This is a genomic window from Micromonospora sp. NPDC049580, from assembly GCF_040675595.1.
Classification (GTDB): domain Bacteria; phylum Actinomycetota; class Actinomycetes; order Mycobacteriales; family Micromonosporaceae; genus Micromonospora.
Window position 1 is genome coordinate 1 of record NZ_JBFAPG010000006.1, and the last position, 23,082, is coordinate 23,082.

Below are 23,082 nucleotides of genomic sequence, written 5' to 3' on the forward strand. Positions count from 1 at the left end.
CTCTGGAACGCGCAGGCCGAGCCCGCTCACGGCCGCCGCGACGAGCTGGTCCGGCGGCAGGGAGACGTCGAGCACCAGGCAGGGCTCGTCCGGCTGGGGCCGTTCGAGGGTCGCGAGCTGGGAATCCAGCAGGGAGGCCGGCATGTAGTGCCCGATCCGCTGCGACAACCGCTCCCGGATCACCTCGGTGGGCCCGTCCAGGTGCACGAAGTCCAGCTCCGGTGGCCCCTGCCGGAGCACGTCCCGATAGGACCGTTCCAGCGCCGAACAGGCCAGTACGGTCGAGACTCCCTCAGCGGACCGGGCGGCCATCCAGGCGGCCAGCGCACGCAGCCAGGGCCAGCGGTCGGCGTCCTGCAACGGGACGCCGGACCGCATCTTGGCCACGCTGGCCTCGGAGTGGAACTCGTCCGCCTCGGCCAGCCGCAGGCCCGCGGCGATGCTGATGCCCCGGGCCACAGTGCTCTTGCCGCAGCCCGACACACCCATCACGACTACGTGTCGGGTGGGAGCCGGTACCCGCCGACCGGCGACGGCGCCGTCACCAGTCATGGACGGTGCCGTCCTTGAGCCGGTTGAACGGAAGGTAGGCCGGCACGTAGGGGAACTTGGCGGCCGCGGCCTCGTCGAGCTCGACACCGAGCCCCGGCTGATCGCCCGGGTGGAGGTAGCCGTCGGTGAACGTGAAGGACTGCCGGAAAACCTCGTTGGTCAGCGGGCCGTGCTGCATGTACTCCTGGATTCCAAAGTTGTGGATCGCCAGGTCGAGGTGCAGGGCGGCAGCCATACCGACCGGGGAGATGTCGGTCGGCCCGTGGATGCCGGACTTGATCTGGTACTGCGCGGCGAAATCGAGCAGCTTGCGCATGGCGGTGATGCCGCCGGTGTGCGTGACCGCGGAGCGGACGTAGTCGATCAGCTGCTCCCGGATGAGCGTCTGGTAGTCCCACACCGTGTTGAAGACCTCGCCGATGGCGAGCGGCGTGGTGGTGTGCTGACGGACCAGCCGCAGCGCCTCCTGGTTCTCGGCCGGGGTGCAGTCCTCGAGCCAGAAAAGGTCGTAGGGCTCCAGCGCCTTGCCGAGCTTGGCGGCCTGGATGGGGGTCATCCGGTGGTGGCCGTCGTGCAGCAGCGGCAGCTCGGGGCCGAACTCGTTGCGGACCGCCTCGAAGACGCCGGGAAGGTGGCGCAGGTAGGCGCGGGTGTCCCAGTCCTCCTCGGCCGGCAGCGGGATGCGCTGTGCCGGCTCGTAGTCGTACCGCTTGTTGTCCGCACCGGACTGCGCGGCGACGCCGTAGACCGCGTTGATACCCGGAACCGAGGTCTGCACGCGGATCGACCTGTAGCCGAGCTCGAGATGCCGGCGGATCGAGTCGAACAGCTCCGGCAGGTCACGGCCGGAGGCGTGGCCGTACGCCCTGATGCCGGTGCGGGACGCGCCGCCGAGCAGCTGGTAGAGGGGCATCCCGGCCGCCTTTGCCTTGATGTCCCACAGCGCCACGTCCACGGCGGCGATGGCCGCCATGGTGACGGGTCCACGGCGCCAGTACGCCGAGCGGTACAGGAACTGCCAGGTGTCCTCGATGCGGTGCGCATCCTGGTTGAGCAACAGCGGGACGACGTGGTCGGCCAGGTAGGAGGCGACGGCGAGTTCCCGCCCGTTGAGCGTGCCATCGCCCAGGCCGGTGATGCCCTCGTCCGTGGTGATCTTCAGCGTCACGAAGTTGCGATCAGGGCTGGAGACGATGACGTCTGCTGCGACGATCTTCACAGGGTGCCTTTCTGAGGTGATGCTCGGGCGGTTCGTCAGGATGGTGCTTCCCGGCTCGCAAGCCACCGGGAGAAAACGTTCGTTGCGCCCCGGGCCGGACGCCGGCAGCGGGCGCTCCGGCCGGCGACGCGCTGCCCCGGCGACCCGGTCACGGATCGGACCGGACCGCCACCGCGGCGGTCAGGCAAAACGGTGAACAGGTCGAGCGGCTACGGCGCGTCAGCGGGCCTGCGGCCAGGGGCTGCGGTGGAGGCACGCACGACCACCTCGCTCGACAGCACCGGCGGGTCGCTCACCGGCAGGCCCTGCATCCGCGCTTCGAGCGCACGCCACGCCTGCCGGCCCAACTCGACGACGGGGCGCCGGACCGACGTGATCGGCGGGGTGGCGTAGGCCGAGAACGGGATGTCGTCGAAGCCCGCGATCGAGAGCTCCTCGGGCACCTTGACGCCGAGTTCCTGCAGGCCCGACAGCACGCCGAGGGCGACGTAGTCGTTGAACGCCACCACCGCGGTCACGTCGCTGTCGGCGAGCTGCCGGGCGACGGCGTAGCCGGCCTCGAGGTCGGGGCCGCACGGGAACGGCACGACGTCGAGCCCGAACGACGAGGCGGCCCGCAGCGCGCGCCACCGGACCGAGTCCGACCACGACCCCGGCGGGCCCTGCAGGTACCCGATACGCCGGTGCCCGAGCCCGGCGAGATGCCCGGCCAGCGACAGCGCCGCCTCGTACTCGTCGACTGTCACGCAGGGCATCCCGAGGCCGCTCTGTGCCCGGTTCACACAGACCGTCGGCGACGACTGCACCGCCAGCTCGTGCAGTTGCTCGATGTCCATCCGCGGCGAGCACAGCACGAGCGCGTCGGTCTGGGCGAGCAGGCCGAGCGCGAGCTTCATCTCACGCTCGACGTGTTCGCCCGACTCCGCGACGACCACGCTGTAGCCAGCCTCCTCGGCGGCCGAGGTGAGCCCCCGGAGCACGATCGGGAAGAACGGGTTCGACAGGTCCGGCACGAGGGCCCCGACGAGCCACGTGCGGCCGGCCACCAGCCGGCGCGCGTGGACACTGGGCCGGTATCCGAGCTCCTCAATGGCCTTCTCGACCCGGTCGGCGAGCTGCCGGTCGACGCTGGTGTTCCCGTTGACGACCCGCGACACGGTCGCGGTGGAGACGCGCGCCGCCTTGGCGACGTCCTTGATGGTTATTTCCCGCATCTCGACTCACCGGCCCCCGTACCACGCTGGCCTTCTCGTCTCGCCCTACGCCTGCTTGACGGCAACGTGTACGTCGACTGGTGCGACAGCGTACTCCTTGACGATATTCAACCACGCGGCCACGTGCTCAGTACTGCCATGATTGTCCAGGCAACGCTGGTCGCGCCAGTGCGCGTGGAACCAGATCTCACGCGGGTTGTCGGCGCCTTGGAAGACGTTGTACGCGAGGTTGCCCTCTTCGGCCCGGCAGGGCTCGACGAGCGCCACCGCCGCGTCGCGCAGGATGTCGACGGACCCGGGTTTGGCCTCGACCCGGGCGAACACGAACCGTTCCATCAGCTTGTTCTCCTGTCGGTTTAGGAACGTCAGAACGCGGCGAGACCGGCCACTGTCGTGCGGACGCTGTAGACGCTGGTGCTCGCGCAGATGTAGAGGGTGCACAGGTCCTCGCCGCCCCACACGAAGTTGCCGACGACCTCGGGCACCTCGATGACGCCGACGTGGGCGCCGTCCGGCGAGTAGACGTGGATGCCGCCGGGGCCGGTGCAGTAGACGTTGCCCGTCGAGTCGATCTTGAGACCGTCGACCACCGGGTCACCGGGGCCGCTGGTGACGGCGAACACCTCTCCGCCGGTCCCCCGCCCGTCCTGCAGCCGGAACCGGCGGATGTTCCCGTGCTCGGTGTCGTTGACGTAGAGCACGCTCTCGTCGAGCGACAGACACAATCCGTTCGGGCCGTCGAGATCGTCGATCAGCAGAGTCAGCTCGCCGGTGTCGGGAACGAGCCGGTAGACACCGCACACGTCGAGCGGAACCTCGCGCAGCACCCCGACGAACTCGCTGGTCCGCCCGTACGGCGGGTCGGTGAAGTAGATGGTGCCGTCGCTCGCCACGATGACGTCGTTGGGGCTGTTGAGCTCCCTGCCGTCGTAGCGGTCGGCCAGGGTGGTCCACGAGCCGTCGAGCTCGCGTCGTACCAGTCGGCTGGTCGCGTGCTCGCACACCACCAGCCGGCCCTGCCGGTCGTACGCGGTGCCGTTGGCCTTGTTGCTGGGGTCGCGCACCACCGTGACGTCCCCGGCGGCGTCGAGCCGGAAGATGCGGCCGGCCGGGATGTCGGTGAACGTCAGGGACTGTTCGTGCGGGTGCCAGGAGGGGCCCTCGGTGAAGAGGTAACCGGTCGTGAGCTGCCTCAGCGGCTCGTCCGTGACCAGTTGCGCCGGCCGGCCGGCCGTACCCTGGACAGCGGTCATCATCGACTCCGTTCTGTGCCGGTCTTGCAGTCACGGCGCGCCCCGCTCCCGGCGGAGGGGGGCGCGTCGCACGGGACGTCAGGACTCGTTCGGGACGATGATTCCGCGGCCCTGCAGACGGCCGCCCTCGAGATCGGCCATCGCCTCGTTGATCTGCTCGAGCGGGTAGGTCTTGGTGTGCAGCGTGACCTTGCCCTGGGCCATCAGCGCGAGCAACTCGCCGAGCTCGTTGAAGTTGCCGATCAGGTTGCCGACGAAGTTGAGCTCGTTGTTGATGATCCGCTTGGTATCGACCTGCAGCTCACCGCCGTAACCGACGACGAAGTACGTGCCGAAGGAGCGAAGCATGTCCACGCCCCACTTCTCGGCACCGCGCTCCGCGACGTAGTCGATCACGACGTCGGCGCCGCGCCCCTTGGTCAGCGCCTTGACCGCCTCCACCTGATCGCCGTCGACGAGCACCGTGTGCTCGGCCCCCCAACTCTTGGCGAGTTCGAGCGCCGCCGCGTTCTTGTCCACGACGATGATCTCGGCGGGGGTCATCGCGGTGAGGCACTGGATGCCCACGTGCCCGAGGCCGCCCGCGCCGATCACCACGACCTGGGTACCCGGCACGAGCAGCTTCGCGGCGCGCTTCACCGCGTGGTAGGCGGTGACGCCGCCGCACGCGACCGGGGCCACGTCCACCGGGTGCAGGTTGTCAGCGATCTTGAGCGCGGCGCGCGCGCCGGTCTTGATCTTCTGCGCGAACCCGCCGTCGGCGTAGAGGCCGGGGAACACGGCGTTCTCACAGCGCATGTCGTCGCCGGCCCGGCAGCCGGCGCAGACGCCGCAGGTGACGAAGGGGTGCAGGATCACCGCGTCGCCGACGGCGAGGTGCGTGACGCCCTCCCCCACCGCCTCGATCCAGCCGGCGCTCTCGTGGCCGGGGATGTAGGGCAGGTCCAGCCCCGCGTCGGCGTGCTCCTTCTCGAACTCGCCCCACTGGATGTGCAGGTCGGTCCGGCACAGGCCGGCGGCGCCGGTACGCACGATGATGTCGAAGGGGCCCGTGATCTCGGGGTCGGGGACCTCCTCGATGACCAACGGCTGGTGGTAGGCGTGCAGTCGTGCGGCCTTCACTGGTTCTCCTTAGTACTTCTTGGCGTCCAGGGCCCACTGGAGGTAGGCCTGCGGCGCGTCGACGTTGCTCTTGTCGATGATCTGCGTGCCGACGTAGGTCACCTTGTCGATGTTTTTGCCGAGCACGACGCGGTTGAACATCGTCTCGACCAGGCGCAGTCCGTTGTCGACCGGGCCCACGTCGACCGACGCGGTCAGCTTGCCCTCACGGATCTTCTCGCAGCCCGACACCAGGCCGTCTGCGCCGATCGTGAGGATGCCTTCCTTGCCGTCCCAGTGCTTGAGGCCGGCCTGGTCGATGGCCTGCGAGGCGCCCAGCGCCATGTCCTCGTTCTCGCCGTAGATGGCGTTGATGTCCTTGTTGGCGGCCAGCAGGTCCTGCGCGACCGCGAAGCCCTTGTCCCGCACGTAGCCGCCGTCGGCCTGGGCGACCAGCTTCACGTCGGGGTACTCGGCGAACGCCCGCTTCAGGCCGTCGCCGCGCATCTTGCTGTAGTCGGACCCCGCGGGGCCGAACAGCGCCAGTACCCGGCCCTTGCCGTTCAGCTTGTCACCGATGTACTTGCCGGCGAGGTAACCCGACTGGGTCTCGTTCTGGTAACCCACCGTCGCGGCGGTCCGCAGCTGGTCGGCCGGGTAGAGCTCGATCGGCATGTTGTACTCGATCACCATCGTGCCCTGCTCGGCGGCCCGCTGGTAGACGCCCTGCATGGTGGCGAAGTTGGCCGAGGTGCAGATGAAGATGGCGTCGAACTTACGGGTGGCCCAGTTCTGCACGATGCCCACGTGCTGCTCGACCGACTTGTAGTTGGCGGTGGGCGCCGACCGCTCCCACTTCCACTTGACGCCGAACCGCTCCTCGTACTCGGCCATCTTGCGCCAGGCGGCGCCCTGGATCTCGTTGAAGTACTCGGACAGCACCGGGACCGTGTAGCCGATCTGGATCGTGCGACCGTTGACGATCTTCCGAACCGCGTCGTCGTACTTCTGGCTGATCGGGCTGCCCCCGTTGCCGCCTCCGCCGCCGGTCGGGCTGTTGTCGACCTCCTTGCTCGAGCACGCGGCGAGCAGGCTGCCGCCGACCGCGGCACCGCCGATCAGGCTGACACCTCTGAGGAAGTTTCGACGCGACGGTAGGGACGGCAGGTTGTCGTTGCGGGCGTCACTCATTGCAGGCCTCCGAGAAAGGTGGTGGGTTGGGGAAGCGACGTCAGGCGTCCGCGGCGACGACCGCCTGCCGGCGGGCGCGGGCCAGGGATCGCTCGTAGCCGAGGGTGCCGACCCGGTCGAGAGTGACGGCCAGCAACAGGATCGAACCGAGCACGATCTGCTGCCATTCGGCACTGACGCCGGCAATGTTGATCACGTTGTTGGCGACCGTGAGGACGAGCGCGCCGAGGACGGCACCACCCACCCGGCCACGTCCGCCGGACAGCGCGGCCCCGCCGATGACGGCCGCCGCGATGGCCTGGACCTCGTAGCCGAGGCCCATGTTGGGGGCGACGGTGGTGGTGCGCCCGGCCAGGAGCACACCGGCCAGCGCCGCGAGCACGCCGCTGATGACGTACGCGGTGACGCGTACGCGGTTGACGTTGATGCCCGACAACCGGGCCGCGTCGGCGTTGCTGCCGACGGCGTAGGCGTGCCGGCCGAACGAGGTACGCCGCATGACGAAGGCGACTACCGCGACCATCAGCAGCGACAGCATCAGGGGGACGGTGACGAAGCCCAGGTACCGTTCGCGCCCGGCGAGCGTGTAGTACACGTCCAGCATGTAGTCGGTGAACGGGAAGCCGCTGGTCCACAGGTACAGCAGGCCGCTGGCGATGCCCATGGTGGCCAGCGTGGCGACGAAGTCCGGCAGGCCGATCCGGGTGATGAGCACGCCGTTGAACAGCCCGAGGACCGCGCCGGCGGCGAGGGCCAGGATGAACGCCGCGATGAACGGCCGCCCGGTGTTGATCTGGTCGGCCATCACCCCGGCGGACAGGCCCAGCACCGCGCCGACCGAGAGGTCGATGCCACCGGTGATGAGCACGACGGTCATGCCGATCGCCAGGATCAGCACGTAGACCGACTGGTTGAACACGTTGGACCAGTTGTTGAACGTCAGGAACACCGGCTCGGTGAACGCCATGAAGACGCAGATGCCGAGCAACAGGACGATGACACCGGTGCTCGGCTTCGCCAGTGCGGCGGAGGCGAGACGCCGGACCGACGGGATGGACCCGGATGTACTCATGGCAGGAGTCATCTCAATCGACGGAAGAGAGGGCGGAGGGACTCGGTGACCGGGTGCCGGCGATCCCGTCGTCGTCGCGCCGCTCCGGCGGGGTGGCGGTCGGCGACTTGAGCGTCAGCCAGCCGGCGGCGACGCGCTGGACGCCACGGTCGAACGCGATCGCGAGGATGATGCTGGCGCCGGTGACGATCGTGAACCACAGCGGGTCGACACCGAGCAGTTGCAGCCCGCGGCTGAGCGTCGCCAGGAACAGCGCGCCGATGACGCCCCGCCAGACAGTGCCCCGGCCACCGGCGAGGCTGATACCGCCCAGGACGGCGGCGGCGATGGTCGTCAGCTCGTAGCCCGATCCGAGGCCGGCCTGCACGGAGTTCAGCCGGGACGCCTGGACCACGCCGGCCAGACCGGCGGCCGCGCCCGACAGCACGTACACCAGGAACCGCACCCGGTTGACCGACACACCGGCCAGGTGCGCGGCCCGTGGGCTCATGCCGGCCGCGTAGACCCCGCGGCCGAACGGCGTCTTGATGAGCATCCATTCGAAGGCGAGCACGATGACCGCGCAGATCACGACCGGGATCGGGATCCCGAGAACGCTTTCCCCGGCGATCGAGGAGAACGTCGAGGAGTTGGCTCCGGCCAACGTCACCTTGGCGGTGAGGACCGCGAGCACGCCGAACTCGATGCTCATCATCGCCAGCGTGACGATGAAGGCGTTGACGCCGAGGCCGCTGATGATCAGGCCGTTGACGGCGCCGACGAAGGCGCCGAACAGGATGCCGATCGCCACGGCCAGCACGACGGGAACGCCGTGCAGGAGGCTGAAGTACGTGACGCCGCCGGACAGTCCCAGTGTGGCGCCGACCGACAGGTCGATCCCGCCGACGAGCAGCACATAGGTCATGCCCGCGGTGATGAGGACGACGAACACCGCCTCGACGAGGAGGTTGCGCAGGTTCTCCCCGGTCAGGAAGACGTCGGACTTCACCGAGAAGAAGGCCACCATGATGATGAATGCGAGCACCACTGCTGCGCCGTCGACGGCGAGCAGCCGGGCGACGCGCCGAGCCAGGTTCATGCGACACCGCCGCGCACTGCGAGAGCCATGATCTTCTCCGCTCTACGGTCATCCATCTCGGTGGTGCTGTCGCCGCCGCACTCCACCTCGCCGACGAGCCTGCCTTCGCGCATCACGGCGATCCGGTCGCTGACCCGAAGCAGCTCGGGCAACTCCGACGAGATGACGATGGCGGCGCCCCCGTTGTCGACGAAGTCGTGGATCAGCCGGTAGACCTCTGCTTTCGCCGCCACGTCGATGCCCTGCGTGGGCTCGTCGAAGATCAGCACGGACGGCTGGGTGAACAGGCAGCGGGCGACGATGACCTTCTGTTGGTTGCCGCCGCTGAGATTGCGGATCTTCTGGTGGACGCCCGGCGTACGCACGCCGAGGTCCTTGACGAAGCCGGTCGCGACGGCGTTCTCGCGACGGCGGTCGAGCACCACGCCGGCGCGCGCGACGCGCCGCAGATCGGCGATGGTGATGTTCTTCGAGATCGTGAAGTCGGGCAGGATCGCCGTCGTCTTGCGGTCCTCGGGTACGAGCGCGATGCCGAGGCGGTACGCCTGGCGCGGGTTACGGATCCGGGTCACCAGCCCGTTGACCGCGATCTCGCCGGAGTCGAGGCGGTCCGCGCCGAGGATGACCCGCGCCAGCTCGGTGCGGCCTGCCCCGGCGATACCGGCGATGCCGAGTACCTCCCCACGCCGCAGCGTCAGGTCGATGTCGGTCAGTGGCAGCCGGGTGATTCCGGTCAGGCGGAGAACCTCGCTGCGGTCCCCCTGCCACCGGGTGTCCCTCGCGACGCTGCCGGTGGCCAGCGCGCCGACCGTCTCCGCTTTGTTGCCGACCATGAGTCGCACCAGCTCGTCGGGCGTCGCCGCGCTCACGTCGTCGAGGGTCGCCACGTGGGTGCCATCGCGCAGCACCGTGATGGTGTCGGCCAGGCCGTAGAGCTCGTCGAGCCGGTGCGTCACCCACAGCACGGCGATGCCGCGGTCGCGCAGGGCACGCATGTGGCCGAACAGGCTCTCCCGCTCGTGGTCGGCGAGGCCCGAGGTGGGCTCGTCGAGGATGACCAGGCGCGAGTCGAAGGCAAGCGCCTTGAGGATCTCCACGACGTGCTGCTTGAGAGCTCCCAGCGAGGCGACCCGGCAGTCGAGGTCGTCCGGCGTCAGCCCGAACTCGACCGCCAGGTCGCGGACCTTGCCCAGCATCGCGCGCTCGTCGAGAAGGCGCAGGCCGAATCGGCGGCTGCGCAGCTCGCGGCCGAGGAAGATGTTCTCGAGCACCGTCAGGTCCGGGGCCAGCGACAGCTCCTGGTGGATCGTGGTGATCCCGAGTTGCTGGGCGTCGCGCGGCTTGCGCAGGGCCACCGGCGCACCGTCGAGGAGGATCTCGCCGGAGTCGGGCGTGGTGATGCCCGACAGCAACCTGATGAGTGTCGACTTGCCGGCGCCGTTCTCACCCAACAGTGCGTGGATTTCGCCGCGACGCAGCGTCACGCTGACCCCGGCGAGCGCCACGACCCCGGGATAACGTTTCACGGCGTCGCGCACCTGAACGAGGGCGCCGTCGCCGTCACTGGGTGACCGGCGAGGAGCCGTGGAACTGTCCGACATGACATTTCGCCTTTGCCGAAGGAATTGGGACGCGCCGAACTGCCGGCGCGCGCTCTGACCCCGGGATCGGACCGTGGTGACGGCCGGTCTCGTTGTCTCGCACGGGGTGTCGTGCCGCGAGACGTTAGACGTGTACGACTGTCGTGTCAATCACTTCAGGAATCGATTTCTCAGCCGCCTGAGCGACTCTGCCACCCGGGGGCAGGACCCGCACCGGGCTTCCTGACGGCGTTCGGCCAGACCGTCATATGGGACTCTGAGCTGGGGTTTCGCGCGAAGACATGGCGTTTCCGGGAGCCGGGACGAGACACGACACGCAACGGCGAAGAAGGTTCGGGGCTTGACAGCGACGCCGGCTTGGTAAACGTTATCTCCACTGATCTCCCCGGTCGGCAGCGCCGAGGCGTCCACCATCTCGCGCTCGGGTCTCGCCGGCCGCGTACCGCCACTTCACACAGCCCGCCGTCCGCGCACCGCCGGTGCCGGCAGGGCACGACGCCACGTCCACCGGAATGCCGAAGGAGCCCCGCTCATGACCGCCGTTCCCGCCCCGCCCACCGCCATCCCGCTGGAGGAGATCGAGCGCCGCATCGCCCGCGTGCGCCGGCGGGCGGCCGCCGAGGGGCTCGGCGCGGTCCTGTCCTATGGCGACTGCTGGCGGTCGGCCAACGTCCGTTACTTCACCGACTTCCGCCCCGTCGACGGGGTGCACGACATCGCCCTGGCGCTGCTCGTGCTGCCGCTCGACGGCGAGCCAGTGCTGCTCGTCGGGGACGGGACGCTGGACTACGCGCGTGAGATGTCGACGTTCCGGGTGGAGACCTTCGGGTCGCTCGAGCAGACCTTCACGGACCTGCTGGCGGCCCAGGGCGCCGGGCCGGTCGGCCTGGCCGGCCACGGCCTGATCCCGGCGCACCTGCACGAGCGCTGCGCGGCGGCGCTCGGCGGCGCGCCACTGGTACCCACCTCGGCGGTGGCCCTGGAGAAGGCGCGCAAGTCGGCGTGGGAGCTCGGCCAGCTCCGCGAGGCCGCCCGCATCACCGACCTCGCCATGGACGCCATCCGGACCGCACTCGAGAACAACGGCCCGATGTCCGAACGCGACATGGCGCGGGTGGCCGACATCGCGATGATCGAGGCCGGCGCCGACGGCCCCGCGTACCTGTCGATGGTGCAGTCGGGTCCGCGCGCCGGGTTCAGCCTGGCCCTGCCCACCAACCGCGTCGTGCGCCCCGGTGAGATGGTGATGACCGACATCGGCGCCCGGTACGGCAACTACGTGGCCGACGGCGGCCGTGGCTTCGCCTACGGGTCCGTGACCCGGCAGCAGCGCGACATCATCGACACCGCCGCCGACGCCGTCGAGGTGGGGCTGGAGACCGCCCGGGCCGGCATCACCGCCGACGAGCTCAACAAGGTCATGCAGGCCGTACTGGTCGAGCGCGGGTACGCCCCGTACTCCAGCGAGGCCATGGGCCGCGGCACTGGCCACGGCACGGGCATGGACCCGGAGGAGGAGCTGCCGTGGATCGGCCCGGGCAACGAGACCGTGCTCGAGGAGGACATGGTCTTCACGCTCAAGGCGACGATCAACGTTCCCGAGGTCGGCGGGCTGCGGACCGAGCGGATCGTGCGGGTCACCCAGGACGGCCTGGAACCGCTGGACAACTTCCCCATGCGCAACTTCTGGTGAGTTGACCGAGTCGCTGAGGGTGTCGAGAAAGGACTGTGATGACCGGGCTCCATCCGGATCGCCTGCTGCCGGCGGGCGAGGGTGCACGGGCGATCGCCCGCGAGCTGTACGAGGCGGTCCGCGCACTGCCCCTGTTCTGTCCGCACACGCACATCGACCCGTGGGTGCTGGCGGAGGACCGCCCCTTCCAGGACCCGTACCAGCTGTTCGTGGAGTCGGACCACTACGTTCAGCGAATCCTGATGTCGCAGGGGCTGTCCCCGGCGCAGCTCGGCCTGGCCGGGCCCGCCGGCGTCACGGCCGCCTCGCCGCGCGAGGCGTGGCGTGTCTTCGCCGCCAACTGGCACCTGTTCCGCGGTACGCCCACCCGGGTGTGGATCGAGCAGCAGTTGGTCGAGGTGTTCGGCCTGGACACTCCCCTCGGCCCGGACACCGCCGACCGGCTATTCGATGATCTCAGCGCCCTGCTGGCCACGCCTGAGTTCCGGCCGCGGGCTCTGTTCCGCCGCTTCGGGGTGGAGTTCCTCGCCACCACCGACGCGCCGCACCAGCCGCTGACGGCCCACGAGAAGTTGCAGAACGGCGACTGGCACGGCCCGGTCGTGCCGACTTTCCGGCCGGACGCGGTGGTCGACCTGGAAAAGCTGGACTGGGTGCGGTCGGTGCAGCAGCTCGCCGAGGTCGCCGACACCGACACGTCGACCTTCGACGGCTACCTGGAGGCCCTGCGCATCCGGCGGCAGGACTTCATCCGTCTCGGGGCGACGGCGACCGACCACGGCCCGGTGCACCCGCACGCCGCCCGCGCCGCCGACCGCGTCGTGCGCGACCTGTACCGCCGACGTCTGCGGGGTCCGGTGAGCCAGGACGAGGCCGAGCTGTTCCGGTCGCACATGCTCATGGAGCTGGCTCAGATGAGTGTGGACGACGGCCTGGTGATGCAGCTGCATCCCGGGTCGACCCGCAACCACGACCGCGCCATGTTCCGCGACCACGGGCCGGACATCGGCGCCGACATCCCGCACCCGGTGAACTTCGTGCACGGCCTCGAGGAGCTGCTGAACGCCTACGGCAACGTCGCGAACTTCACCCTCGTGGTCTTCACCCTCGACGAGACCACGCTGGCTCGCGAGCTGGCGCCGATGGCGGCGCACTACCCGGCGCTGCGCATCGGCGCACCGTGGTGGTTCTTCGACAGCCCGGGCGGCATGCGCCGGCACCGCGATCTCGTCACCGAGACGGCCGGCTTCTACAACGGCGCCGGCTTCAACGACGACGCGCGCTGCTTCACCTCCATCCCGGCCCGCCACGACATGGCCCGGCGGATGGACTGCGGCTTCCTCGCTGAACTGGTGGCGCAGCACCGCCTCGATCTCGACGAGGCACACGAGATCGCCCGGCTCTGGACGCGTGACCAGGCGCGCGAGGTCTACCTCCCGGACCGGACGTGAACGCCGCACTGCCGCGGCTGTCCCGACGGACGCTGCCCGGCGTGACCACCGCGGCCCGCCCGGCGTACGACCCGGCCGGCCTGACCACCGGAATCGTGCACCTGGGCATCGGGGCGTTCCACCGCGCGCACCAGGCCGCGATGACCGACGCCGCGACCGACGTCGCCGACGCCGGCTGGGGCATCGCCGGGGTGACCCAGCGCAGCACGGACGTCGTGGACCGGATGCGACCGCAGGACTGCCTGTTCACCGTGGTCACCCGGAACGGCGGCGAGCAGCTCGACGCGCGGGTCGTGGGATCCGTGACGTCGGTGCTGCACGCCGCGTCGCAGCCGGAGGCCCTGCTGGCCACCCTGTCGGCGCCGACCACACGCATCATCTCGGCCACCGTGACGGAGAAGGGGTACGCGGCGGCGCTCTCGTCGCGGACGCTGATCACCGACTCACCGTTGGTGGCCCAGGACCTCGCCGACCCGCGGCCGCACCGCAGCGTCGTCGGCCAGCTGGTGGGCGGCTTCGCCCGGCGCGCCGACCGCGGCGACCCCGGGGTCACCGTGCTGTGCTGCGACAACGTACCGAGGGGCGGCGAGCTGCTGCACGACCTGTGCCTGCAGTTCCTGGAGCGCTGGAGCTCCCACCGCGCCGCCGAGGTCGCGTCGTGGATGTCGCGGCACGTGCGGTTCCCGAACACGCTTGTCGACCGCATCGTGCCGGGTACGACGGAGGCCGACGCGCACGTCCTTACGCAGCGCCTCGGCTACCGCGACGACGCGCTGGTGACCGCGGAGAGGTACGGCCTGTGGGTGATCGAGGACGACTTCGCCGCCGGCCACCCGCAGTGGCCGGCTGACGAGGTGCGGCTGGTCAAGGACATCCAGCCGTGGAGCGACGTCAAGCTGCGGCTTCTCAACGGCGGCCACTCCCTGGTCAGCTACGTCGGGCTGCTCGACGGCCGGGAGACCGTCTCCGAGGTCATGCGGGTGGCCTGGATCCGCCAGCTGCTCGACGCCTGGCTCGACGAGGCGGGCCGGTCGCTGTGTGAGCTGCCGGAGGGGCTGGATCTCGCCACGTACCGCGACGACGTCGTCAGCCGGTTCGCCAACGACGGTATCGCGTACCGGCTCGGCAAGGTGGCCGCCGACGGCTCCCTCAAGCTGCCGACCCGCGTCGGCTCCACCGCGAGCGATCTCGTGGCCGGCGGGGCCGACGCCCGTGTCTCGGCGCTCACGCTGGCGACGTGGCTGCACTACGCCGAGCAGCCCGGCACGGTCCTCGACGACCCCAACGCGGCCCGCATCGACGAAGCGCTCGATGCCTGTCGCGAGCCACGGGCTCTCGTCGAGCGCGTGTATGGGTCGCAGGGCGTCGCTCCCCTGCCCGCCGTCCTGCAGGACGATTTCCTCGACGATGTCGCGACGGCACTCGACACCCTCCGGTTGCGTGGCGTCTCGGCGGCGGCAGGGCTGCTGGCGTAGCCCGGGCCTACCGCAGCAGCGGTACGGACACCCTCAGCCGGCTCGGCGACACCCGACACGCGCTCGGCGGCCCCACCTCCGGCGGGGCCGACTGGCAGCGGGCACTGGACATCCTCACGGCCCTCGACCACCCGGATGCCGCGGCCGTCCGCGCCAAACTCCAGCTCCCGTAATCGAACCGTCGACCAACAACCGCGCCCACCCGGTCGTACTTTGGGACGATCTGGAGTCGCACCACCCTTCGTACGATGAAACCCATGCACTCTCGCCTGCACGCGGTGTTGGCCGAGCCGCGTGTCTCCCCCACCCCGACCCGGGTCTGGCGCGACTGGGCGTTGATCGTGGTCCTCGCTCCGGCGATCGTGGTGGAAGGAATCCTCCGGCCCGATCTGCCGTGGCGGGTGGGCTGCGTCGTCGTCGCGCTCGCGCTGCTGCCCACGATCCTGTGGCGGCGGACCAGGCCGCTGCCGATGGTGGTGATCGCGTTCGGCTGCACGACGGTCGCCCCGTACGTGCTGCCCGGTGATCCCTGCCAGCTGTTCACGGCGAGCTTCCTGGTCCTGCTGACCTACGCGCTGTTCCGCTGGGGCTCCGGCCGGGACGCCGTGCTCGGTGCGTTCTTCGTGGTGGCCAAGGTGATCGCCGCCGGCCTGGTCGGCTCGATCGACGGCGGCGAACTGGTCGCCGGCTTCGCGGTGATGTTCGCCGCCGCCACGCTGGGTGCCGCGATCCGCTTCCGCGCCGCCGCCCGACTGCGCGAGCTCGATCAGGTGAAGCTGTTGGAGCGGGAACGGCTCGCCCGGGACCTGCACGACACGGTGGCCCACCACGTGTCCGCGATGGCGATCCGCGCCCAGGCCGGCATCGCCGCCTCGGCGAGCCAGCCGGGTGCCGCAGTCGAGGCGCTGCACACCATCGAGGCCGAGGCGTCCCGTGCGCTTGCCGAGATGCGCGCCATGGTCCGCGTCCTGCGCCGCGATCAGCCCGCCGACCTGGGGCCCAACCCGCAGGTCGCCGACATCGAACGGCTCGCCGGCCAGTTCCGCACCGGGCCGACCGTCGACGTGGATCTGCGCGGCGACCTCGGCGACCTGCCACCCACGGTCGGCTCCGCGCTGTACCGGCTGGCCCAGGAGTCGGTCACCAACGCCCGTCGCCACGCGCGCCACGCCACCCGCATCGAGGTCAGCGTCGCGGCCGACGACACGTCAGTGCGGCTGCGGGTCAGCGACGACGGCGAGGCCGGTGCCGCCCGCCCGACCGGCTCGCCCGGCTTCGGCCTGGTGGGCATGATGGAGCGCGCCGACCTGCTCGGCGGCACCTGCGAGGCCGGCCCCAACCCCGACCGTGGGTGGACCGTCACGGCCGTGCTTCCGCGCGAGGGGGTCGGCGCGTGACGGTTCGCGTGCTGGTGGCGGACGACCAGGAGATCGTCCGCACCGGCCTCACCATCATCCTGAACACCCAACCCGGCATCGAGGTCGTCGGTGGGGCCGGCGACGGCCGGCAGGCCGTCGAGCTCGCCCGTCGGCTCCGCCCCGACGTGTGTCTGTTCGACATCCGGATGCCGGGCATGGACGGCATCGAGGCGACCCGGGCGCTCGCCGGGCCGACGGTCCCAGAGCCGCTCGCGGTGGTCGTCATCACGACCTTCGACCTCGACGAGTACGTGTACGCGGCGCTGCGGGCCGGCGCCCGCGGCTTCCTGCTCAAGGAGGCAGGTCCCGACCTGCTCAGCCAGGCCGTGCACGCCGCCGCCAACGGGGATGCGCTGATCGCGCCGAGCGTCACCACGCGGCTGCTGAAGGCGTTCGCCGACGCGGATCCGGCCGCGCCGCGCCAGCAGCCCATCGAGGCGCTCACCGACCGGGAGGAACAGGTCCTGGTCGCCGTCGCGCGGGGACGCACCAACCAGGAGATCGCCGACGAGCTGTACATCACGTTGAGCACCGTCAAGTCGCACGTCACCAGCCTGATGACCAAGCTGGGTGTGCGTAACCGGGTCGAGGTGGCGATGTGGGCGTACGAGACCAACCGCGGCCGGAGGCGCTTCTGACCGGCGGAAGTACGACGACGGCGTCCGACCATGGGCCGACCTGGTCGCGGCCCATCTGCCGATGAGCGGGGGCGGGTGCGGCGTCCACCATCGACGGCATGACGATGCGCGAGTGGCGGCTACCGGTCGCGTTGATCCTGCTGGGCCTGATACCGATGCTCGCCGGCGCGGGGCGGCTCACCGAGCTGGGCAGCGGACCGGAGGTCACCCCGGCGAACGCGCGCTTCGTCGCCGATCCGCTGCCGGTGGTGCTGCACATCGTCGGCGCAGTGGTGTACACGATCCTCGGCGCGTTCCAGTTCGTACCCCGTCTGCGCCGGCACGGCTGGCACCGCCGGGCCGGACGGGTGCTCGTCCCCTGTGGGCTGACTGTCGCGTTCACCGGGCTGTGGATGGCCGTCGCGTACGATCTGCCGGCCCATGACAACGACGTGCTCGCCGGTATGCGGCTCATATTCGGCTCGGCCATGGCGAGCTCGATCCTGGTCGGTCTCGCCGCCGTGCTCCGCCGGGACATCGCCCGGCACCGCAGGTGGATGGTGCGTGGCTACGCGATCGGCCTCGGTGCCGGCACCCAGGCGTTCACCCACGCGCCGTACCTGCTCGCGACCGGCGAACAGCCCGACGGGAACCTGCGGGCCGGCCTGGTGGTCGCCGGTTGGGTGATCAACCTTGCGGTGGCCGAGTGGTACCTGCGCCGTCCGGCCCGGGTCGTCACCGCGCCGGCCCTCAAGCTGAGCTGAGCCCGCGCGCGTCGGCCGTCGGTGTCCGGCTCAGGCCGCCCCGGATGTCCTCCTCGATCCGCTTCGCGGCGGCCAGCAGCGGCGGGAGCAGCTCTCGACGGATCATCTCGAAGGACCCCCGGCTGGCGTGCGCGGAGACGTTCACCGCGGCGATCACCGACCCGTTCTCGCCGTGGATCGGCGCGGCCACCGAACGCAGCCCCTCCTCCAACTCCTGGTCCACGATGGCGTACCCCTGGGCGGCGATCTTCGTCAGGACGGCGCGCAGCTTGACCGGGTCGGTGACGGTGCGCCGGGTCAGCGGCCGCAGCTGCGCGGCGGCGAGGTAGTCGTCCAGCCACTCGACCGGTTGCGCGGCGATCAGCACCCGGCCCATCGAGGTGGCGTACGCGGGGAACCGGGTGCCGACGCTGATCCCCACCGTCATGATCCGCTTGGTGGGCACGCGGGCGACGTAGACCACCTCGTCGCCGTCGAGCACCGACACCGAGCAGGACTCACGCACCTGCGCGACCAGCGCCTCCATGTGCCGTTGCGCGACCTCGGGCAGGCTGAGGCTGGACAGGTACGCGTAGCCGAGTTCGAGGATCCGGGCCCGCAGCGAGAAGAGCCGGCCGTCGGTGTGCACGTAGCCCAGCTCGACCAGGGTGAGCAGGAACCGGCGTGCCGCGGCCCGGGTCAGCCCGGTCCGTCTGGCCACCTCGCTGAGCGTGAGCTGCGGATGTTCGCCGTCGAACGCCCGGATCACCGCGAGGCCGCGCTCCAGCGACTGAACGAACTCCGGCGACCTCGTCGCCTCCTCGCTCACGCTCACCCGGCCTCCTGCCGCAGGGTCTCCCGGGCCACCTTGAACGCCCGGTTCGCCGCCGGTACACCAGCGTAGACGCCGACCTGGAGCAGGACCTCCGCCACCTCCTCGGGGCTGAGCCCGTTGCGCAGCGCGGCCCGGACATGCATCGCCAGCTCCTCGTCGTGGTGCAGGGTGGCGAGCACGGCGAGGGTGACGCAGCTACGGGTCCGCCGGTCGAGGCCCGGCCGGCTCCACACCTCCCCCCAGGCGTAGCGGGTGATGAAGTCCTGGAAGTCGGCGGTGAACTCGTCAGTGCCGGCGATCGCCCGGTCCACGTGCGCGTCACCCAGCACCTGTCGACGTACCGTCATGCCGGCCTCGTGCCGCTCGCGGTCGTTCATCCGTCACCACGTCCCTCGTGGAAGTGTTCCAACAGGAGTCGGCACACCTGCTCGGGTTGCTCGACGTTGGCCAGGTGCGCCGCCGCGTCGACCACGGCCAGCCGGGCCCCCGGGATGCGACCGACGATCTCGCGGGCGTGCTCCACCGGGGTGGCCGGGTCGTCCGCTCCGGCGATGACAAGCGTCGGCGCGGCGACCCGGCCGAGGTCGGGTCGGAGATCCATCGCGGCTATCGCCTCGCAGCAGGCGGCGTATCCGGCCGGCGACGTCGCGGTCAGCAGGGCGCGATGGGTGGCGACCACCTCCGGCCGGGCGGCGGCGAAGGTCGGGGTGAACCAGCGGGCCACCACCGCGTCGGCGATCGCCGGCAGACCGCCGACCCGTACCGTCGCGGCTCGTTCCCGCCACTGCTCGGGTGGGCCGAGCGACGCCGACGTGCAGAGCAGCGCCAGCCGCCGCACCCGATCGGGCGCGTACGTGGCGAGCCACATGCCCACCATGCCTCCGAGGGACAACCCCGCGTAGTGGACCCACGGCACGTCGAGGTCGTCAAGCGTCCGCAGCAGTTCCCGGCCCAGCAGGTCCAGCGTGTACGGTCCGGGCGGCACCGCCGAGCGGCCGTGGCCCAGGTGGTCGTACCGGATGACCCGGAACCGTTGGGCGAGCGCCGGCACCTGCGGTTCCCACATGGCGGCGGCGGTGCCGAGGGAGCTGCCCAGCAGCAGCACCGGCGCGGCGGCCGGGCCGTCGACGGTGAGGTGCAACCGGGTGGTCATCCGCCCGCTCCCCGGACGGCGGCCAGGGCACTGTCGACGAACCGGCCGGCCGAGCCGAGCCAGCGGTACGGGTCGAGCGCCTCGGCCAGCTCCGTGTCGGACAGGTGGGCGCGGACCTCGGGGTCGGCGAGCAGCGCGGCGCGGAACGAGGGTTCGGCGGCGGCGCGGGTCACCAGGTCGTGGGCGACGCGGCGGCCGACTGCGGGTGCCAGGCGCGCTGCAACCGCCTCGGCGAGCAGGAGGCCGTCGGTCGCGTCGAGGTTCTCCCGCATCCGCTCCGGGCGGACCTGGAGCCCGGTCAGCATCCGGGCGCACCGGGCGGTGGCGCCACCGGTCACGTGCAGCAGATCGAGCAGCGGCTCCCACTCGGCGTGCCAGCCGCCCGCGGCCCGCTCGTGCTCCTGCACCGCCGTGGCGAACAGGGTGGCGACGAGACCCGGACCGCGTCGCGCCGCGGCCGTGACGAGGATCGAGTCCACCGGGTTGCGCTTGTGCGGCATGGCCGAGGAGCCACCTCGTCCGGTGCCGCCCTCGGCGACCTCACCCACCTCGTTCTGGGCGAGCAACCCGACGTCGAGCGCGATCTTGCCGGCGGCCACCAGGAGCCCACCGAGGGCGGCGGCCAGATCGAGCCAGGGTTGACGGCGGGTGTGCCAGGGCAGCGGGCTCGGCGGGAGGCCCAGGTGCGCCGCGAACCGCTCGGTGACCTCGGCACCGGCCGGGCCGAACGCGGCCAGGGTGCCGACCGCGCCACCGAGTTGCGCGGGCTGTGCGGCGCGGGCCTGACGCAGTCGGTCCCGCGCCTGGACCAGACCGGTCAACCAGCCCGCGGCCTTGAGTCCGAACGTGCTGGGTGCCGCCTGCTGCCCGAGTGTCCGGGCGACCATCACGGTGTCCCGGTGCGCGTCGGCCAGCCGGGCGGCGGCGTCCACTGCCACGTCGAGCTGAGCCAGCAGCGGCCCGAGCGCCCGCACCGCCACCAGGACCAGCGCGGTGTCCAGCACATCCTGGCTGGTCGCTCCGGAATGCACCCAGGCCCGGGCGTGCTCCGGCACGGCCGCGGTCAGCTCGCCCACGAGCGGGACGACCGGGTTGCCGGTGGCGTCGGCGGCCCGGCCGAGCGCCGCCGGGTCGTACCGCTCGGCGCGGCACTGCTCGGCGATCGCCTCGGCCGCCGGTACGGGCACGATGCCGGCGTCCGCTGCGGCCCGGGCGAGCGCGGCCTCCACGTCGAGCATCGCCTGGAGCACTGCCGGGTCGCTGAGTTCCGCGTCGACGTCCGGGGCGCCGGAGAGGCCGCCGAGCAGACCGTCAGAGAGCGAAGAAGACGGTCTCACGGTCGCCCTGAAGGTGGATGTCGAACCGGAACCCGTCCGGGGCGGGACTGGCCAGCAGGGTGTCACGGCGGTCGGCGTCGACGCTGCGCAGCACGGGGTCGGCGGCGTTCGCCGTCGACTCGTCGGGGAAGTAGAGCCGGGTGACGAGGCGGTGCAGCAGCCCACGCCCGAAGACCGACAGGGTCAGGTGGGGTGCTTCGGTGCCGCCGTCCGGCTCGGGCAGCGCACCCGGCTTGACGGTCAGCAGCCGGTACCACCCCAGCCCGTCGGTCTCGCTCCGCCCGAATCCGCGAAAACCCGCGAGCGCGGACGGCCGGGCTCCCCGAGGGTCGTCCGGATGGTCGAACCGGCCCTCCGGGTCGGCCTGCCAGCTCTCCACCATCGCGTCGACCACAGGCGTCCCGGTGCCGTCGACGATCCGACCGCTGATCCAGAACGCGCCCGGCGTGCCCTCGGGCACCACGTACGGGCCGTCGGGCCAGTGCAGACCGATGTGCAGGTACGGCCCGACGGTCTGCGCGGGCATGACGCCCAACTGCTCACTCATCGTCATCCTCGTCCTCGAAAGGAGTGCTCTCCCGGCCGCGCAGCACGATGTCGAATTCGTACGCCAGCGCCCACTCCGGTGCGGTGCTGGCGTGGTCGTACCGGGCGATCATCCGTTCCCGGGCCTTCGGGTCGCGGACCGAGTTGAAGATCGGGTCCTGGAAGAAGAGCGGGTCGCCCGGGAAGTACATCTGCGTCACCAGCCGCTGGGTGAACGCGCGACCGAAGAGGGAGAAGTGGATGTGCGCCGGCCGCCAGGCGTTGTCGTGGTTACGCCAGGGGTAGGCGCCGGGTTGCACGGTGATGAACCGGTAGCGCCCCTGGTCGTCGGTGAGCGCCCGGCCCACCCCCTCGAAGTGGGGGTCGAGTGGCGCCGGCCAGGTGTCCCGTGCGTCGCGGTACCGACCGGCGGCGTTGGCCTGCCAGATCTCGACAAGCGTGTGGGGTACCGGTCGGCCGTCACCGTCGCGGACCCGCCCGTGCACGATGATCCGCTGTCCCTGCGGCTCGCCGTCGTGCTGGCGGGTCAGGTCGTGGTCGAGCGCACCGAGCCGCCCCTCCCCCAGCAACGGCCCGGTGATCTCGGTCAGCCGCTGCGGCAGGTAGACCAGTGGGTGTCTCGGCGCCCGCGCCACTGTCGACTTGTAGCCGGGGCTGAGCAGGGGTGGGTGGGCGTCGACATCGTCGCGCCGGTACCGCGGTAGCACCAGACCACTGTCTGCCTCGGTGTCCTGAGTGGTCATTGTCGTCTCCCGTCGGACTTCGTCGCCTCCAGCGCCCGCAGCACCGCGAGTTCGCGTGCCGTCGGCGGCGCACCGGTGGCCAGTCCCTCGGCGACGGCGAGGTCCCAGCCGGTGGCCGCCCGCGCCTGCTCCCGGGTCACGCCGGGGTGCAGGTGGGTCAGTGTGAGTTCGCAGGTGACCGGGTCGGGTGCGAGGACGCCGAGGTCGGTGATCACCACTCGGGGGCCTCCGCCCCGCAGACCGAGTCGCTCCCGGTCGCCCGGGCCCGTCCCGTACCCGACCGAGGTGACGAAGTCGACCCGTTCGGTGAACGTCCGGAGGTCCTGTCGGACGATCACCACGACCTCGCCGCAGGAGGCGGCGATCTCCGGGGCGCCACCGGCGCCGGGTAGCCGGACCGTCGGGGCGTCGTAGTCGCCGCCGACGACAGTGGTGTTGATGTTGCCGTAGCGGTCGAGCTGCGCGGCGCCGAGGAAGCCCACGTCGATCCGGCCGGGCTGGAGCCAGTAGTTGAACACCTCGGGCACCGAGACGACCGCGTCAGCGGTGTCGGCGAGGATCCCGTCTCCGATGGAGAGCGGAAGCCGGTCCGGCTTCGCGCCGAGGCACCCGGATTCGTAGATGAGCACCAGGTTCGGGGCGTGGGTCGCCCGGGCGAGGTTCGCCGCGGTGCTGGGCAGCCCGATCCCGACGAAGCAGGCGGCGCCGTCGCGTAGTTGCCGTGCGGCGGCGACGGTCATCATCTCGTCCGCGGTCCAGTCCGCCATCGCGTCCCCCCGCTCGCTGCGCT

General features: G+C 70.9%; 23 protein-coding genes. 6 read left to right on the top strand and 17 right to left on the bottom strand.

What is annotated here, in order from left to right; genetic code table 11:
- The 10 genes from AB0J68_RS01105 to AB0J68_RS01150 all read right to left on the bottom strand — a co-directional run.
- On the bottom strand, positions 1-552 hold a 552-nt coding region (locus AB0J68_RS01105), incomplete at its 3' end, for a gluconokinase (RefSeq protein WP_363935304.1).
- Positions 542-1,771, bottom strand: coding sequence for a D-mannonate dehydratase ManD (gene manD / locus AB0J68_RS01110; protein WP_354857487.1), 1,230 nt, complete (start codon positions 1,769-1,771; stop codon positions 542-544). The genes manD and AB0J68_RS01105, both read right to left, overlap by 11 nt.
- A gap of 209 nt (positions 1,772-1,980) precedes the next feature.
- Positions 1,981-2,985, bottom strand: a complete 1,005-nt coding sequence (locus AB0J68_RS01115) for a LacI family DNA-binding transcriptional regulator (protein WP_354857490.1) — start codon at positions 2,983-2,985, stop codon at positions 1,981-1,983.
- Between the two features lie 45 nt (positions 2,986-3,030).
- On the bottom strand, positions 3,031-3,321 hold the full coding sequence (locus tag AB0J68_RS01120) for a putative quinol monooxygenase (protein ID WP_354857492.1): 291 nt from the start codon (positions 3,319-3,321) through the stop codon (positions 3,031-3,033).
- Positions 3,322-3,350: 29 nt separating this feature from the next.
- Entirely contained in the window at positions 3,351-4,238 is an 888-nt protein-coding gene (locus AB0J68_RS01125) for an SMP-30/gluconolactonase/LRE family protein (RefSeq protein ID WP_363935307.1), read from the bottom strand.
- A gap of 78 nt (positions 4,239-4,316) precedes the next feature.
- Positions 4,317-5,360, bottom strand: coding sequence for an NAD(P)-dependent alcohol dehydrogenase (locus AB0J68_RS01130; protein WP_363935309.1), 1,044 nt, complete (start codon positions 5,358-5,360; stop codon positions 4,317-4,319).
- Between the two features lie 9 nt (positions 5,361-5,369).
- Positions 5,370-6,530: a sugar ABC transporter substrate-binding protein gene (locus tag AB0J68_RS01135; protein ID WP_354857497.1), complete on the bottom strand. Its 1,161-nt coding sequence runs from the start codon at positions 6,528-6,530 to the stop codon at positions 5,370-5,372.
- Between the two features lie 40 nt (positions 6,531-6,570).
- Complete coding sequence (locus AB0J68_RS01140; protein WP_354857498.1) at positions 6,571-7,602, bottom strand: ABC transporter permease; 1,032 nt, start codon at positions 7,600-7,602, stop codon at positions 6,571-6,573.
- Positions 7,603-7,615: 13 nt separating this feature from the next.
- Positions 7,616-8,680 carry an ABC transporter permease gene (locus AB0J68_RS01145; RefSeq protein WP_363935311.1) on the bottom strand — a complete coding sequence of 355 codons (1,065 nt, stop codon included), beginning with the start codon at positions 8,678-8,680 and terminating at the stop codon, positions 7,616-7,618.
- Positions 8,677-10,206: a sugar ABC transporter ATP-binding protein gene (locus AB0J68_RS01150; protein WP_354857503.1), complete on the bottom strand. Its 1,530-nt coding sequence runs from the start codon at positions 10,204-10,206 to the stop codon at positions 8,677-8,679. Before AB0J68_RS01150 ends, AB0J68_RS01145 begins: the two co-directional genes overlap by 4 nt.
- A 607-nt stretch (positions 10,207-10,813) precedes the next feature.
- On the opposite strand from AB0J68_RS01150, the gene AB0J68_RS01155 reads away from it, so the two are divergent.
- From AB0J68_RS01155 to AB0J68_RS01180, 6 genes are all read left to right on the top strand, one after another.
- Complete coding sequence (locus AB0J68_RS01155; RefSeq protein ID WP_363935313.1) at positions 10,814-11,974, top strand: Xaa-Pro peptidase family protein; 1,161 nt, start codon at positions 10,814-10,816, stop codon at positions 11,972-11,974.
- Between the two features lie 38 nt (positions 11,975-12,012).
- Positions 12,013-13,425 (top strand): glucuronate isomerase, encoded by a 1,413-nt coding sequence (gene uxaC / locus AB0J68_RS01160; RefSeq protein WP_354857506.1) that lies wholly within the window; start codon positions 12,013-12,015, stop codon positions 13,423-13,425.
- The gene (locus AB0J68_RS01165) at positions 13,422-14,900 is read left to right on the top strand and encodes a mannitol dehydrogenase family protein (RefSeq protein ID WP_363935314.1); all 1,479 of its coding nucleotides are present in this window, start codon (positions 13,422-13,424) and stop codon (positions 14,898-14,900) included. The genes uxaC and AB0J68_RS01165 overlap by 4 nt, the downstream gene beginning before the upstream one ends.
- A gap of 257 nt (positions 14,901-15,157) precedes the next feature.
- Positions 15,158-16,297, top strand: coding sequence for a sensor histidine kinase (locus AB0J68_RS01170; protein ID WP_363935315.1), 1,140 nt, complete (start codon positions 15,158-15,160; stop codon positions 16,295-16,297).
- Positions 16,294-16,956: a response regulator transcription factor gene (locus AB0J68_RS01175; RefSeq protein WP_354970927.1), complete on the top strand. Its 663-nt coding sequence runs from the start codon at positions 16,294-16,296 to the stop codon at positions 16,954-16,956. The genes AB0J68_RS01170 and AB0J68_RS01175 overlap by 4 nt, the downstream gene beginning before the upstream one ends.
- Before the next feature lie 98 nt (positions 16,957-17,054).
- The gene (locus AB0J68_RS01180; protein WP_363935317.1) at positions 17,055-17,699 is read left to right on the top strand and encodes a DUF2306 domain-containing protein; all 645 of its coding nucleotides are present in this window, start codon (positions 17,055-17,057) and stop codon (positions 17,697-17,699) included.
- Here the strand turns inward: AB0J68_RS01180 and AB0J68_RS01185 are convergent.
- From AB0J68_RS01185 to AB0J68_RS01215, 7 genes are read right to left on the bottom strand one after another with little or no spacing between them, the layout of a single operon-like run.
- A complete protein-coding gene (locus AB0J68_RS01185) occupies positions 17,686-18,513 on the bottom strand; it encodes an IclR family transcriptional regulator C-terminal domain-containing protein (protein ID WP_363935318.1) in 828 nt (275 codons plus the stop codon). The two genes, AB0J68_RS01180 and AB0J68_RS01185, sit on opposite strands and share 14 nt — an antisense overlap.
- Entirely contained in the window at positions 18,510-18,890 is a 381-nt protein-coding gene (gene pcaC, locus AB0J68_RS01190; RefSeq protein WP_355139690.1) for a 4-carboxymuconolactone decarboxylase, read from the bottom strand. Before pcaC ends, AB0J68_RS01185 begins: the two co-directional genes overlap by 4 nt.
- Positions 18,887-19,666 (bottom strand): 3-oxoadipate enol-lactonase, encoded by a 780-nt coding sequence (gene pcaD / locus AB0J68_RS01195; RefSeq protein WP_363935320.1) that lies wholly within the window; start codon positions 19,664-19,666, stop codon positions 18,887-18,889. The genes pcaC and pcaD overlap by 4 nt, the downstream gene beginning before the upstream one ends.
- Positions 19,663-21,003, bottom strand: coding sequence for a 3-carboxy-cis,cis-muconate cycloisomerase (gene pcaB / locus AB0J68_RS01200; protein WP_363935321.1), 1,341 nt, complete (start codon positions 21,001-21,003; stop codon positions 19,663-19,665). The genes pcaD and pcaB overlap by 4 nt, the downstream gene beginning before the upstream one ends.
- Positions 20,978-21,550, bottom strand: a complete 573-nt coding sequence (gene pcaG, locus AB0J68_RS01205) for a protocatechuate 3,4-dioxygenase subunit alpha (protein ID WP_355066769.1) — start codon at positions 21,548-21,550, stop codon at positions 20,978-20,980. Before pcaG ends, pcaB begins: the two co-directional genes overlap by 26 nt.
- Positions 21,543-22,292, bottom strand: coding sequence for a protocatechuate 3,4-dioxygenase subunit beta (gene pcaH, locus AB0J68_RS01210; RefSeq protein WP_354857525.1), 750 nt, complete (start codon positions 22,290-22,292; stop codon positions 21,543-21,545). Before pcaH ends, pcaG begins: the two co-directional genes overlap by 8 nt.
- Complete coding sequence (locus AB0J68_RS01215; protein WP_363935345.1) at positions 22,289-23,059, bottom strand: CoA-transferase; 771 nt, start codon at positions 23,057-23,059, stop codon at positions 22,289-22,291. Before AB0J68_RS01215 ends, pcaH begins: the two co-directional genes overlap by 4 nt.
- Positions 23,060-23,082: the final 23 nt, after the last annotated feature.